This is a genomic window from Ruegeria sp. CH8, assembly GCF_056536985.1.
The window spans coordinates 126875-141241 of sequence record NZ_JBQFQR010000002.1 but is presented as its reverse complement, the minus strand read 5'-3'; the positions used below and the strand labels follow the sequence as shown (position 1 = coordinate 141241).

15 protein-coding genes are annotated in these 14367 nt (G+C 59.4%); 5 read left to right on the top strand and 10 right to left on the bottom strand.

Annotation, left to right across the window (positions count from 1 at the left end):
- Positions 1 to 12 precede the first annotated feature (12 nt).
- Entirely contained in the window at positions 13 to 216 is a 204-nt protein-coding gene (locus ACR0ER_RS02760; protein ID WP_480767623.1) for a hypothetical protein, read from the bottom strand.
- A gap of 203 nt (positions 217 to 419) precedes the next feature.
- On the opposite strand from ACR0ER_RS02760, the gene ACR0ER_RS02755 reads away from it, so the two are divergent.
- A complete protein-coding gene (locus tag ACR0ER_RS02755) occupies positions 420 to 770 on the top strand; it encodes a hypothetical protein (RefSeq protein WP_480767622.1) in 351 nt (116 codons plus the stop codon).
- Between the two features lie 96 nt (positions 771 to 866).
- On the top strand, positions 867 to 2018 hold the full coding sequence (locus ACR0ER_RS02750; RefSeq protein ID WP_480767621.1) for a DcaP family trimeric outer membrane transporter: 1152 nt from the start codon (positions 867 to 869) through the stop codon (positions 2016 to 2018).
- Between the two features lie 87 nt (positions 2019 to 2105).
- Here ACR0ER_RS02750 and ACR0ER_RS02745 read toward each other — a convergent pair whose 3' ends face one another.
- The 3 genes from ACR0ER_RS02745 to ACR0ER_RS02735 all read right to left on the bottom strand — a co-directional run bounded on the left by ACR0ER_RS02745 (position 2106) and on the right by ACR0ER_RS02735 (position 4709).
- Positions 2106 to 2459, bottom strand: a complete 354-nt coding sequence (locus ACR0ER_RS02745; RefSeq protein ID WP_170325801.1) for an alpha-amylase family protein — start codon at positions 2457 to 2459, stop codon at positions 2106 to 2108.
- A 133-nt stretch (positions 2460 to 2592) separates the two neighbouring features.
- Entirely contained in the window at positions 2593 to 3078 is a 486-nt protein-coding gene (locus ACR0ER_RS02740; RefSeq protein WP_480767620.1) for a DUF6497 family protein, read from the bottom strand.
- Between the two features lie 98 nt (positions 3079 to 3176).
- Complete coding sequence (locus ACR0ER_RS02735) at positions 3177 to 4709, bottom strand: acyl-CoA carboxylase subunit beta (RefSeq protein WP_480767619.1); 1533 nt, start codon at positions 4707 to 4709, stop codon at positions 3177 to 3179.
- 183 nt (positions 4710 to 4892) lie between these two features.
- Here ACR0ER_RS02735 and ACR0ER_RS02730 point away from each other — a divergent pair, with 183 nt between their 5' ends.
- Together ACR0ER_RS02730 and ACR0ER_RS02725 are read left to right on the top strand one after the other, a co-directional pair.
- Positions 4893 to 6098 carry a multidrug effflux MFS transporter gene (locus tag ACR0ER_RS02730; RefSeq protein WP_480767618.1) on the top strand — a complete coding sequence of 402 codons (1206 nt, stop codon included), beginning with the start codon at positions 4893 to 4895 and terminating at the stop codon, positions 6096 to 6098.
- A gap of 65 nt (positions 6099 to 6163) precedes the next feature.
- On the top strand, positions 6164 to 7561 hold the full coding sequence (locus tag ACR0ER_RS02725) for a helix-turn-helix domain-containing protein (protein WP_480767617.1): 1398 nt from the start codon (positions 6164 to 6166) through the stop codon (positions 7559 to 7561).
- A 55-nt stretch (positions 7562 to 7616) separates the two neighbouring features.
- On the opposite strand, the gene ACR0ER_RS02720 is transcribed toward ACR0ER_RS02725, so the two are convergent.
- From ACR0ER_RS02720 to ACR0ER_RS02695, 6 genes are all read right to left on the bottom strand, one after another.
- Entirely contained in the window at positions 7617 to 7856 is a 240-nt protein-coding gene (locus ACR0ER_RS02720; protein WP_170325806.1) for an HP1242/YdcH family protein, read from the bottom strand.
- A 78-nt stretch (positions 7857 to 7934) separates the two neighbouring features.
- Positions 7935 to 9593, bottom strand: a complete 1659-nt coding sequence (betA, locus tag ACR0ER_RS02715; protein WP_480767616.1) for a choline dehydrogenase — start codon at positions 9591 to 9593, stop codon at positions 7935 to 7937.
- Between the two features lie 74 nt (positions 9594 to 9667).
- A complete protein-coding gene (gene betC, locus ACR0ER_RS02710) occupies positions 9668 to 11176 on the bottom strand; it encodes a choline-sulfatase (protein ID WP_480767615.1) in 1509 nt (502 codons plus the stop codon).
- Positions 11173 to 11745: a choline-binding transcriptional repressor BetI gene (betI, locus tag ACR0ER_RS02705; protein WP_480767614.1), complete on the bottom strand. Its 573-nt coding sequence runs from the start codon at positions 11743 to 11745 to the stop codon at positions 11173 to 11175. The genes betC and betI overlap by 4 nt, the downstream gene beginning before the upstream one ends.
- A 90-nt stretch (positions 11746 to 11835) precedes the next feature.
- On the bottom strand, positions 11836 to 12744 hold the full coding sequence (locus tag ACR0ER_RS02700) for a DMT family transporter (RefSeq protein ID WP_480767613.1): 909 nt from the start codon (positions 12742 to 12744) through the stop codon (positions 11836 to 11838).
- Between the two features lie 40 nt (positions 12745 to 12784).
- The gene (locus ACR0ER_RS02695) at positions 12785 to 13384 is read right to left on the bottom strand and encodes a LysE/ArgO family amino acid transporter (RefSeq protein ID WP_480767612.1); all 600 of its coding nucleotides are present in this window, start codon (positions 13382 to 13384) and stop codon (positions 12785 to 12787) included.
- Positions 13385 to 13471: 87 nt separating this feature from the next.
- On the opposite strand from ACR0ER_RS02695, the gene ACR0ER_RS02690 reads away from it, so the two are divergent.
- Positions 13472 to 14356 (top strand): LysR family transcriptional regulator ArgP, encoded by an 885-nt coding sequence (locus ACR0ER_RS02690; protein ID WP_480767611.1) that lies wholly within the window; start codon positions 13472 to 13474, stop codon positions 14354 to 14356.
- Positions 14357 to 14367: the final 11 nt, after the last annotated feature.

The window sequence follows — 14367 nt, the reverse complement described above, 5'->3', positions numbered from 1 at the left end:
CCGAAGTTTACATTACCTGCAGTTGTTCTGCGTCTTGCAGTAGAGCACGTTGCCCGCGGCACCAACTGCAGCACCGACGAACGGGTCGGCGCTGAGAACCGCCGCGCCCAACGCGCCTGCGCCACCGCCAAGCAGTGCCTGTTCACCAAACGAGTCCCCGCATGCCGCGAGGCCTGCACAGGTCGCCACGGAAAGGATGAATTTTGAGATTCGCATACGCTCTGCCCCTTTAGGTTTATTGATGCATCTGGGCGCAGATGCCGGAAACGGGGGCTGTTATTCAATAACACGCGCTGTAAATCGGCGTTTTGCGCAGAATTATGCCGCCTTAAGCGCGAAGCACGCTCAAAGAAAAACGCGGGCGAGGTATTGTGAGTTTCACAAACCTGCCCGCGGTAGGAAGGGGTACGGAATAGTAGGTGCTTGTGCGGCGCAGGCAAAGTAGAGCCGCACGGCTCAATCACTTTGCACGGCACAATCAGGGCCGCAAACACAGTATTGTTTCCCAGCGGAATTCCGGCTGGAATTCGCCCATTCGGCAAATTTCCGCGCAGATTTGCGCCGACACCGCGCAGCTTCAAACGCTCTTCTTCAGCCGTTTGCGCCGTCACATCGGCGTTACAAACCACAACGCCGGCGTGCGCTTCTGCACCCGCAACATCACAGTCCGACAAGGGTTGGGTTCGCAAAAAGACATTGCCAAACGAAAGGTTAACCGATCTGTTCACCCTGATGTGAAACTTACCTGCTCTCCGCGCACTTTTGCTTGAGAAACTGGGCGCTTTCTGTCCCGTTCTCGTGATTTCCCACACAGAAACTTGCGTGAAACCTTGCTCGTGCACTTCTGCACACAAGGGAGCACCCAAATGATTATAAAGAGAAAAAAGGCATTCCTGCTTGCTGCCTCTGCCCTTAGCGCCACCAGCACGCTGGCCTTTGCCCAAGATGCCGAGACCCAGGCTGAATTGGATGCATTGCGCGCCCGGATCGAAGCTCTGGAGTCCACAGGGCCGAACACTACCCCAGGGGAATTCAGAATCGGCAACACTACTCTGGACGTTTACGGTTATGTCAAAGCCGACTTCTTTTACGACTTCGAGTTTGACCAAGGTGACACAGCATTTGTGAATGTCATAGGTGAACCCTCGGCTGCCACTGACGGCACCTTTGGAGCGACCCTTCGCCAGTCTCGGATCGGCCTGCTGACCAGCACGCCCAGTGCGATTGGCGAAATTGGAGGTCAACTGGAGGTCGATTTGTTCGCCTCTAACGGTACCGCCGAGTTCCGTTTGCGCCACGCCAATATCCGAATCGGGGACAATTGGTTGATCGGCCAGTACTGGACCAACTTTCAACCGCTGGACACCTACCCAACCTCGGTTGAGTTCAATGGTCCCGTCGGCATTGCCTTCGCGCGTCAGCCGCAGGTCCGGTATACCAACAGCTTTGCGACCAACACGTCCTTCGCCGTTTCGGTCGAAGAAAACGTCAGCGGATCGGATTCGGACGACCCGGTGCTGACCGCCTCGGCAGAATACAATGACGGAACCTACATCGCCCGTGCTGCGGCGTTGTACGGCAAGGCCGAAGGTGGTGGCGTTGAGGTGGATCAGACCGGCTTTACCCTGTCTGGTTCGGTGCGTCCGTGGGCAGGCGGCCTGTTTCAGGTCAACTACGTTACCGGCGAAGCGCTTGGCCCCTACCTGATCGGGCTTGGTGATCCGGTCGTTGGCGGCGTCGCCAACGACGTGGACGGATACACCATCGAACTGCGACAAGATCTGGGTGAAAAGTGGAATGTCGGCATCGCTTACGGCAAGGAAGACTACGACCTGCCGACCTCGACCGGCACGTTGTCCTTTACCGAGCTGGAGACGATCCACGTCAACGCCTTCTATCAGGCCACTGAAAATCTGACGCTGAGCGCCGAATACATCTATGGCGAGCGGAACGATGCGACCACTGGCCGGACCTTCGACGGCAACCGTGTTCAGGTCGCCGCGCAGCTGAATTTCTGAACGCACAGAACCGCCCTGCCCGCGACCGGGCAGGGTTTTTTCCGAAGGTTTCCCCGGATGGATATGTGCGACAGCGGTTCGCAAGGCTCAGCGCACCCCGTCGAAGATATCAGGAAACGACATCCGCGCCGCGTCCACGTCGATCACCAGCAACGCGTCATAGCTGGCCGGATCAAATGGGTCTTCAGCCGCGATGACTTCGCGCTCGAACAGCCAGCTCAGGCGACCGGCATCCAGATTACCACGCTCGAAGGGCTGATCTCCGAAGTTCTGCCACAGGGCCTCCATGAACGCGGCGTCCGCACGACGGTCGGCCGGCTTGCGATCGCGAAACCGCTCGCGCCGCGTGATCGGCGTGACCCCTTTGGGGTTGGCCCGGCGTATGGTGAACTGGAAATCCGTGCCCGGAAGACGTCCTGGAAAACCGCGGTGCTTCAGCATTCCGGCACCTCGCTGTTCACGGAAATCAGGGAAACAGAGTAACCCCTCAAAACAGACGGGATCATATCGCGCACCTCCAAAGTCGCATTGATATTCAGATACGCTCTGAGGTGGTGAAAATTGGGTTTCATGGTCAGAGCCCCTCCCAGATACATTGGGATTGCTCCAGCCGGTAGGCTTCAAAAAACTGCGTGGCGTCAGGCGCAGATCGACCGAATTCGACAGGCCGGTCAGACAGCGAGATCACGACACGCGCCGGATCAAGCTCATGACGCGCTACATAAGCAACCGCAAGTGTCTGGCACAGGTGTTCCATGTCATTCGAGGCGACGTCATAGCCGATCCGCCCGGCGGTATAGCCGATCTTTGGTGCCACAAAACGGAACCTGACCCACAACTCGCCCGGGTTGTTGTCCAGCAGCACATCGCTCAGATGCACGGGTTGTCCCGAAGGGACCGGCAACAGATTTTCGGCTTGCGCAACAGAGGTAGATGACCATCCCAGAAACATCAGAATAAAGGCGCGACCCCAGCCCCGGTTGACGCGGGCTCCTCTCTCCGGGGTCGCGCGCGCATGGCTTGTGGCCCGCGCTATTCTATGTCTGATGGAGTCAGTCATCTATCAACTTAAGTCTCAAAGTCAAACTTCATTCCGACCGTTGGGCCATGATCCGCCTACAGAGAAGTCACGGGTAAGCGGATCCTTCGGCATATCCCTTACAGCGGGATATTGTCGTGCTTTTTCCACGGGTTCTTCAGCTTCTTGTTCCGCAAGCTGGCAAACGCACGGGACACACGGCGGCGGGTCGATTGCGGCATGATCACCTCATCGATGAAGCCACGTTCAGCGGCGACGAAGGGGTTGGCGAACCGGTCTTCGTAGTCCTGCGTGTGCTGTGCGATCTTTTCCGCATCGCCCAGATCGGCGCGGTGGATGATCTCGGTCGCGCCCTTGGCGCCCATCACCGCGATCTCGGCCGTGGGCCAGGCATAGTTGAAATCACCGCGCAGGTGCTTGGAAGCCATAACGTCATAGGCGCCACCATAGGCTTTACGAGTGATCACGGTGACTTTGGGAACGGTCGCTTCACCGTAGGCGAACAGCAGCTTGGCACCGTGCTTGATCACCCCGCCATATTCCTGCGAAGTCCCCGGCAAGAAGCCCGGCACGTCCACCAGCGTCAGGATCGGAATTTCGAAACAGTCGCAGAAGCGCACAAACCGCGCGGCCTTGCGCGAGCTGTCGATATCCAGACACCCGGCCAGAACCATCGGCTGGTTGGCCACAACGCCCACGGTCTGCCCTTCCAGTCGGATGAAGCCGGTGATGATGTTCTTGGCGTAATCTTCTTGGATTTCGTAGAAATCGCCCTCATCCGCCACTTTGGTGATGAGCTCTTTCATGTCATAGGGCGTGTTCGGGTTGTCAGGGATTAGCGTATCCAGCGACGTCTCGATCCGCTCCGGGCTGTCAAAGAACGGACGCACTGGGGGTTTCTCGCGGTTGTTCAACGGCAGGAAGTCGACCAGACGACGCACTTCGGCCATCGCCTCGACATCGTTTTCAAACGCTCCATCCGCGACCGAGGATTTCTTGGTGTGGGTCGAGGCCCCGCCCAGTTCCTCGGCTGTGACGACCTCGTTGGTGACGGTTTTTACAACGTCAGGGCCGGTCACGAACATGTAAGAGGTGTCTTTGACCATGAAGATAAAGTCGGTCATCGCCGGACTGTACACCGCGCCACCGGCACAGGGGCCCATGATCACGCTGATCTGCGGCACCACGCCCGAAGCCATGATGTTGCGCTGGAACACCTCGGCATAGCCCGCCAGCGAAGCCACACCTTCCTGGATTCGCGCACCACCCGAGTCGTTGATTCCAATGACCGGCGCGCCATTCTGGATTGCCATATCCATGATCTTGCAGATCTTCTGAGCGTGGGTTTCCGACAGCGAGCCGCCAAACACGGTGAAGTCCTGGCTGAACACATAGACCATCCGGCCGTTGATCGCGCCCCATCCGGTAACCACGCCATCGCCCGCAGTCTTTTGTTTTTCCATCCCGAAATCGGTGCAGCGATGGCTGACGAACATGTCGAACTCTTCAAAGCTGCCTTCGTCCAGCAGCAGCTCGATCCGCTCGCGCGCGGTCAGCTTGCCACGCCCATGCTGCGCGTCGATACGCTTTTGCCCACCGCCCAGCCGGGCATCGTTGCGGCGGTCTTCAAGCTCGGTAAGGATATCTTTCATGGCGCTCATTCCCTGTGAGATTTCGCGCGACACTATACGTATACGCATCAGGGCCAAAGCATCTTTCGGCAAATTTGCAAACCAACCGCAACAAACTTCTGGAAAACTGTAAATTTGCTAAGTATCACAGTGAAACGCAGTCAGGCATAGCAATCCCTGAAACGGTCACTATACCTGTGAACCATGCAGTTCAGTTCACCCCGGGTGCACCGCTCACCCCCCACGATATCGACGTTGGTTTTGCTGTCTGGGCTGTCCGCGCTCAGCCTAAACCTGTTCCTGCCCAGCCTACCAAACATGGCGCTGCACTTTCAGGCCGACTACAAGGTGATGCAGCTTTCGATTGCGCTGTATCTGCTGGTCAATGCAGTGCTGCAGATCTTGATCGGTCCGATCGCAGACAAGGCCGGGCGTCGCCCCGTAATGCTGTGGGGACTGGCGCTGTTCCTCGTCGCCACTCTGGGCTGCATCTACGCCCCGAACATCGAGGTGTTTCTGGTCTTTCGGATGTGTCAGGCCGTTGTGGTTGTGGGCATGGTGCTCAGCCGGGCTGCGGTACGCGATCTGTATGATCAGGATCAGGCGGCCTCAATGATCGGATATGTCACGATGGGTATGGCCGTTGTCCCCATGATCGGCCCGGCAATTGGTGGCGTTTTGGAAGAGAGCTTTGGCTGGAAGGCCAATTTCTGGCTGCCCTTTGCACTGGGCGTCATGACGCTGGCCCTGACCTATGTTGACTTTGGCGAAACCTCGGCCAAAAGCGGCAAGACGCTGATACAGCAGTTCCGCGAATACCCTGAATTGCTGCGCTCACCCCGGTTCTGGGGCTATTCGCTGTCATCTGCTTTGTCCTCAGGCTCCTTCTTTGCCTATCTGGGCGGAGCACCCTTTATCGGCACCGAACTCTTTGGCCTTAGCGCCGCGCAAGTCGGCATCTATTTTGGCGCACCAGCTGTCGGGTATTTCTTTGGGAACTTCTTCAGCGGGCGGTATTCGGTTCGGTTTGGTGTGAACCGGATGGTGTTCTGGGGCTGCTGGCTGAACGCAATCGGCGTCGCCCTGTCGGCCATTCTGTTTCTCGCGGGCTTCGGCACCGCGCTCAGCTTCTTCGGCTTCATGACCTTTGTGGGGATCGGCAACGGCATGACAATCCCCAATGCCACTTCGGGCGCCCTGTCCGTACGCCCCCACCTTGCCGCCACCGCCTCAGGCCTGAGTGGCGCGATCATGCTGGGCGGCGGCGCTGGCCTCAGCGCCCTTGCCGGTGCTCTGCTGACCCATGAAACCGGCGCGATGCCGCTGCTATGGCTGATGCTGGCAACATCCGTTCTGGCAATCTGCGCCATTGTTTCAGTCATAAGGCGCGAAAGGCAATTGGGCCTGTAACACAGCTTGCGCCGAACGGTTTGCAAAGTTAGCTTGCCACAACAGAAAAGTTGCAAAGGCTCGCGATGGCTACCCAAAAACTTTACGCCGGTGCGAAACTGCGCGAAATGCGCACGCGCCTGACCCTGACGCAAAAGGAATTCGCCACGAAACTGGGTGTTTCGCTGCCCTACCTGAACCAGATGGAGAACAACAACCGGCCGATCTCGACCACGGTTGTTCTGGCGCTGGCGCAGGAATTCGGCATGGATGTGACCGAGTTGAGTACCGGCGACAGTGAACGTCTGGTCTCAGACATGCGCGAGGCGCTGGCGGATCCCGTCTTCGACGACATGCCGCCGCTGGCCGATCTGCGCCTGACCGCTTCGAACGCGCCCGCACTGGCCCGCGCGTTCATCGCATTGCACCGCACGTACCGCCAAACGCACGAACGGCTGGCCTCGCTGGACGAGGCCCTGGGTCGTGAAGACGCGCAGATTCAGGCCAGCCCGTGGGAGGAAGTACGCGACTTCTTCCACTATTGCGACAACTACATCGACGCGGTCGACCGCGCGGCAGAGCGGTTTTCGCAACGCGCCGAAGAGGCCGGAGGAATCCGCGCGGCAGCCATCAGCAGCTTGGGCGAGCGCGGCATTCGTGTGCAATTCGTGGACATTCCCGAAACCCGGAAATACGACGCTGACAGCAAAACGCTGAAACTTTCGTCGCGCACAGCACCGCCGACACAGGTGTTTCAACTGCTGCTGCAAGTGGCGCTGATCAGTCAGGACAAGCTGCTCGACGCGACGCTGGACTTCGCCAAGTTCCAAAGCGACGAGGCCCGCGCCATCGCCAAGATCGGTCTGGCCAACTATTTCGCCGGGGCATCACTGATGCCCTATGATGCCTTTCTGTCTGCCGCGCAGGACTACCGCCACGATCTTGAACTTCTCAGCAACCGGTTCGGAGCGTCCATTGAACAGGTGGCGCACCGGCTCTCGACACTGCAGCGCCCCGGCGCCAAGGGAATCCCGTTCTTCTTCGTGCGCGTCGATCAGGCCGGGACCATAACCAAGCGCCATTCGGCCACGCGCCTGCAATTCGCCCGCTTTGGCGGCGCCTGCCCCCTGTGGAACGTTCATCGCGCCTTTGAAACCCCGGGCCATTTCCTGCGCCAACTGGCGGAAACGCCGGATGGCGTTCGCTATATCTCTCTGGCAAGGGATGTATCGAAATCGGGCGGCTCTTACGGCGCGCCCGTGCGCCGCTATGCCATCGCCCTTGGGTGCGAGACTCGTCACGCCGAGGCGCTGGTCTATGCCGACAACCTAGATATTAATAACGCAAGCGCCTACGAACCCATCGGCATTTCCTGCCGCATCTGCGAGCGGCAAAACTGCCACCAACGCTCGGTCCCGCCTCTGGAACGCCGCCTGTCCATCAACGCCCATACCCGCGGCACCCTGCCCTATGAGGTCACCTGAACTTCGGAGGTTTCGCGGACTGGCACGACGGGGGCATAGCCCCCGCCCTTGGATCTTAAGCCTTAGACAGGATCGACCAGATCTCATCTTTCAGCGCAGCGCGCTTCTTGCGCAGCTCGCCTTCGGCCAAGTCTTCCATCGGCTCAATGTTGGTTTCCGCGCGGTGCACGACGCGGTTGACCTCGTGATACTCATCCGCCAGCCGGGCGAAATGCGCATCCGATTGCTTGAGCTGGCTCATCAGTTCGACTTTGTCCGGAAACTCTTCGGCCAGTTCATGCGGGGTGTGGGACATTCCTGTTCGCTCCTAAAATATGTCGTTGCGATTCAGGTCTATAGATATTTCTCACACCCCGCTTTGACGCGGATCAAATCACCGCTGCGCAGTCGCCCATGCCGGGTGAATCCACGGGCGGTCGTTGGCCTTTGGCAAGGCCTCTTTACCCAGCAGATGATCCGACATCTTCTCGCCCACCATGATCGACGGTGCGTTGAGGTTGCCGTTGGTGATCTGCGGGAAGATCGAGCTGTCGGCGACCCGCAGCCCGTCGACACCGATAACTCGACCCTCAGGATCAACAACCGCGTTCTTGTCGTCGGCCCGGCCCATCCGGCAGGTACCGCAGGGGTGATAGGCGCTTTCGGCATGTTCAGCGATGAAGCCGTTCAGCTCTTCATCGGTCTGCACGTCGGCGCCCGGCTGGATTTCCTTGCCTGCAAAGGGTTTGAACGCGTCCTGCCCGAAAATCTCACGGGTCAGGCGGATACATTTGCGGAAGTCTTCCCAGTCCTTTTCATGGCTCATGTAGTTGAACCGGATCACCGGGGCGTCTTCGGGTCGGTCTGAACGCAACGTGACCGCCCCGCGTGACGGAGACCGCATTGGCCCCACATGTGCCTGGAAGCCGTGCCCTTCCGCTGCAGCCTGACCATCGTAACGCACGGCAATTGGCAGGAAGTGGTACTGGATGTCCGGATACTCGACCCCCGGGTTCGAACGGATAAAGGCCGCGCTTTCGAACTGGTTCGACGCGCCAAGACCGGTTTTCGTGAACAGCCACTGCGCCCCGATCAGACCTTTGCTGACAAGGTTCCAGTGCTTATACAGCGTAATCGGCTGCAACGAGGCCTGCTGGATGTACAGTTCCAGATGGTCTTGCAGGTTTGCGCCCACCCCAGGACGATCTGCAACAACCTCGATCCCGTGCTCGGCCAGATGGGCCGCCGGACCGACCCCCGACAGCATCAGCAACTTGGGTGAGTTGATCGAGGACGCAGCCAGAACCACCTCGCGCCGGGCGCGTATGATTTCTTTTTTGCCGCCGCGCATCAGTTCTACGCCGGTCGCACGGCCGTTTTCCATGACCACGCGCGACGCCAGTCCACGTACGATTTCGCAATTGTCGCGCTTGAGCGCAGGTTTCAGATAGGCATTTGCCGCCGACCAGCGCCGTCCTTTCCAGACGGTCTGCTCCATTGGGCCAAAGCCTTCCTGCTTTTCGCCATTATAGTCGCCGGTGACCTCGTACCCCGCCTGCTGACCGGCATCGACAAAGGCCTGGAACAGAGGGTTCTCACGCGGGCCGCGCGACACGTGCAGGGGACCATCTTTGCCCCGCCATTCGGGATCGCCACCATGGCCGCCATCGTGCCATGTTTCCATACGCTTATAGTACGGAAGCACATCCGCATAAGACCAGCCATCCGCGCCCATGTCGGACCAAGTGTCGAAGTCGCGCGCGTGGCCGCGCACATAGACCATCCCGTTGATCGAGGACGATCCGCCGATCACCTTGCCGCGCGGGCAGGCCAAACGGCGATTCTTCAGGTGCGGCTCGGGCTCGGACTGATAACCCCAGTCATAACGCGCCATGTTCATCGGATAGCTCAGCGCCGCCGGCATCTGGATGAACGGCCCGGCATCGGTGCCGCCATGTTCGATCACCAGAACCGAGGCCCCTGCCTCGCTCAGGCGATAAGCCATCGCGCAGCCCGCGGACCCTGCGCCAACGATGACGAAATCTGCTTCCATTTTTCAGGTCTCCATAACCTGCCGAACCGCGTTTGGAACCGTTCGGCAGGAGTATTTATCAAAAGATGAAGAGGTTACTCGCCGCGCGGGAAACGCTGGCTTTCCTCAACGGTGTTCAGATCCATGTGGTTGCGCATGTAGCGTTCGGACGCTTTCTGCAGGGGCTGGTAATCCCAAGGGTAGTAACCACCCTGCCGCAGCGCCTCATAGACGACCCAGCGGCGGGCCTGGCTGGCGCGCACTTCTGCGTCGAACTGGTCCAGATCCCAGCGGGCCTCGGATTTCGCGCGCAGAGATTCCAGCGTTCCGGCATGGGCGCGATCTTCAGCAAGGTTTACCTGCTCGTGCGGGTCAGCCTCAACGTCGAACAACTGATCTGGGTCCAGCGCGCAGCGGTTGTATTTCCACTTGCCATAGCGCAGCGAGACCAGCGGAGCGTAAGACGCCTCAGCCGCGTATTCCATCGCCACCGGCGCGGTCCGCTCGCCGCTTTGCGCCAAAGGCACGAGGTCTTCGCCATCGGTCCATGGTGCGATCTCGGCCATGTCGACGCCCGCCAGCGTACCCAACGTGGGCGTCACGTCGATTGTCGAAACCGGCGTATCAATCCGGCCGGCAGGCAGGTCCGGCGCCGAGATCATCAGCGGCACGCGCGACGAGCCTTCGAAGAAGGTCATCTTGAACCACAGGCCGCGCTCGCCCAGCATATCGCCGTGATCCGAGACGAAGAGGATGATCGCCTCTTGCCGCGTGGTTTCCAGAACCTCGAGAATCTCACCGATCTTGTCGTCAAGATACGAGATATTGGCGAAATACGCGCGGCGGGATTTGCGGATGTCTTCCTCGGTGATGTCAAAGCTGCGCCAGTCGTTGGCGTCAAAGATACGCTTGGAATGCGGGTCCTGATTGTCGTAACCCAGATCCGGAACCTCGGGCAGCAGGTGTTCGCAATCCTCGTAGAGGTCCCAGTATTTCCGGCGCGCCACATACGGGTCGTGCGGATGGGTAAAGCTGACGGTCACACACCAGGGGCGGTCATCGTTGCCGCGCGCCAGATCATAGAGCTTGGCCTTGGCGTTGTAGGCGACCTCGTCGTCGTATTCCATTTGGTTCGAGATTTCGGCCACACCTGCGCCGGTCACCGAACCCATGTTGTGATACCACCAATCAATCCGCTCACCCGGCTTGCGATAGTCCGGCGTCCAGCCAAAATCGGCGGGGTAGATGTCGGTGGTCAGACGGTCTTCGAACCCGTGCAGCTGATCGGGGCCAACAAAATGCATCTTGCCCGACAGGCAGGTGTAATAGCCCGCACGGCGCAAGTGATGCGCATAGGTGGGGATGTCACTGCTGAATTCGGCCGCGTTGTCATAGACCCCCGTGCGCGAAGGCAACTGGCCGGACATGAAGCTGGCCCGCCCCGGCGCGCACAGCGGCGAGGCCGTGTAGGCATTGGCAAACCGCGTCGATCGTTCCGCCAGCTTCCTCAGGTTCGGAGCATGAAGCCATTCGGCGGGACCGTCGGGAAAGAGGGTACCGTTAAGCTGATCCACCATCAGGATCAGAATGTTTGGTTTTGTCATTTTTCAGCCTCGAGCAGAGTATTGAGAACACGCATCGCGTGGTTCACGGCCAGTTGGGGTTCTTCCGGAGCGCTGAGGGCAGCGCGAATATACAGCCCGTCGATCAGGGCAATCATGTTCTCGGCCGCTTCGACCGGGTCCCTCATTAACGGGCGCAGGGCGTCGATCAGGTTGGATCGGATACGCGACTGATAAATCTGCCACAGGCGCAGGGCTTCGTCGTTTGTCTGGGCCAGAACGTAAAACGTCATCCATGCCGCGATGACATCAGGCGTAAAGCAAGAAGGTGCAAAGCAGGCACGGATGATAGCCTGCGCCCTCTCCTTCGGAGGCGCGGTTTTCAGTTCCCCACGCGCCTCGGCACCAAAATCGGACAGGATACGTCGCATCGCGGCCAGAAAAATCTGATCTTTGCCGCCAAAATAGTGATGCGCCAGGGCACTGGACATTCCGGCCCGCTTGGCGATCTGGCTGACAGTCACGTCGAGGGACTTTTTCGACCCAAGCTCGGCGATCGTCGCGCGTACGATCGCGTCGCGACGGATTGGCTCCATTCCGAGTTTCGGCATAGCTGTCCTCTCCCAACGTTAAGTGGGAAAAACGCTACGGGGTTTTTATTGACTCGTCAATCAATAACCTTTTTCACGCGCTGAATGCCGCTAAATCTTGGGCGCAATACTGGGTGTGGTCAGGTTGCTGCGGTTCAATATCGCCTCACGCCAGGCGATGAAGCTGACAGCCGACAGGATCAGCGAACCGCCCGCGACAACCCAAACATCGACGCTTTCGTGAAAAACCAACGCGCCGACTAGTGTGGCCCAGATCAGCTGCAGGAAGGTCACCGGCTGCGTGACCGCCACAGGTGCGGCTTTCAGCGCAATCGTCATGAAGTAGTGACCGGCGGTGGCAAAGCTGGCGACCAGAAACAGAACGCCCAGATCGCGCAAGGTGGGCGGGGTCCAGACGGCCACTGCAAATGGGATCAGGGCAAGCGTCACCCAGATCGACATATGCGCCACCACGACCGACGGCGGCAGGTCTCGCACAAGCGCCTTTGCGATCAGATAAGACGCACCAAGCGCCAAAGACGTGCCCAGCATCGTCAGGTGGCCTGCTGAAACCTCGCGGAACCCGGGCCGGAGAATGATGATGACGCCGATCACCGCCACACAGATCGCGGCAATCCGGCGAAAGGCCAGTTTCTCACCCAGAAACAGCGCCGCGCCCAAGGTGACATACACGGGCGTCATGTAATTCATCGCCGTGACCTCGGCCAAGGGAATCTGCGTCATCGAAAAGAACCACAGCATCACGGCCACAGCGTGCACGATCCCGCGCGCCCCAAACAGGGTCAGGTGTCGGCGCGTCAGGTGCGTCGTCAGGACCAGTTTCAGGGCGGGCAACAGAAAGACCAGCCCAAAGACGAACCGAATAAACGCCGCCTGAATCGGGTCCATCGTCGAGCCTAGCGACTTGACCAGCGCGGTCATGACCACAAAGGACACCCCGGCGGCAAACATCCAGAACATGCCCACCAGCGGGCGGTATGTGGGCGCAAGAGTTGTCATGTTAACGGTTGAACACCGAAACCCCTGCAGGGGCAACCCTTCACATCGCCACAAGTTTGTAAGCGATTCCCAGCATGACCACGCCGATCACCACATCCAGAACCTGCCATGCCCGAGGTTTGGCAAAGACAGGGGACAGAACTCCTGCCCCGTAACCCAGTGAAAAGAAGAACACGAAACTGGATAGCATCGCGCCCAGCGCAAAGGCCAATCGGTCATCATATTGGGCCGAGATCGACCCGATCAGCACCACCGTATCCAGATAGACATGCGGGTTCAGCCAGGTGAAAGCCAGTACGGTCAACAAAACCGACCTCAGGCTGGCGCGCTGCCCCTCGGCCACGTCCATCACCGCACCGCCGCGCCAGGCCGATTGCAGGCTGCGCAAGCCGTACCATGTCAGAAAGATCGCGCCCCCGTAGCGCATGACCGTTTCGAACCAAGGCGCTGCCGCGGCCAGCGCGCCGAAGCCCGCGACACCTGCTGCGATCAGAATGGCGTCCGACACTGCACAGGTCAGGCACAAGGGCAGCACATGCTCGCGTCGCAGCCCCTGACGCAGCACAAAAGCGTTCTGCGCACCGATGGCGAGGATAAGGCTGAAGCCCAAAGCAAAGCCTGCGATCAGGGATGTAGACATGTGACCTCCTATGGTTCCGAGGCATTGACTACGGGTATTGCGGCCCTCTATCAAATTAAAGATGTTGACCTCAGTTAAGTTTGGCTAATGCTGCTTGATCCCAATCACCTGTCTGCGCTGTCTTCAATCTTGCGACACGGCAGCTTTGAGGCCGCAGCTGCCGAGTTGGCCGTCACACCCTCAGCCATATCGCAACGGATCAAAGCGCTGGAGGATCGCGTCGGCGCGGCCCTGATCCAACGCGGCACGCCATGCACGGGTACTCCGGCAGGGTTGAGAATTGCGCAACATGCCGAGGATATTGGATTGCTCGAGGCCAAACTGGCCCGGGAACTAACTCTGGATCAGGCCAGCGGTCCGGCCCGCGTCCGCGTGGCCGTTCCCGCCGACGTATTGGCGACGTGGTTCATCGACGCCATGGCTCAGATCGATGGCTTACTGTTCGATCTAGTGGTCGATGATCAGGACCATTCGGCGGAATGGTTGCGACGTGGAGAGGTCAGTGCCGCCATCACGGTGGGCAGTCAGCTGGTGGCCGGTTGCGATGCTTTGGATTTGGGGGCGCTGCGCTATATCGCGACCGCAAGCCCGAGCTACATGCGCCAGTGGTTTGCCGATGGGGTGAACGCAACCACGTTGGCACGGGCGCCCTGTTTGACCTTCAACCGCAAGGACAGTCTGCAAAAATCGTGGATCATCGAACAGACCGGTCAGAGGATTGCGCCGCCCTCGCATTTCCTGCCCTCACCGCAGGGTTTCGTGGACGCGGCAATGGCGGGGATGGGTTGGGGTATGAACCCAATCGGGCTGGCGCAACATGCATTGGATGACGGGCGATTGGTTCCGTTGCTGCCCGATGCGCCCCTGGACGTACCGCTGACATGGCAAGTGGGCCGCGTATTGTCCTCTGCGCTGGCACCACTGACCGCTTCGGTCAAACAAGTTGCGGCACGCGCGTTACTATCCACTTAGCGCTGATGCGC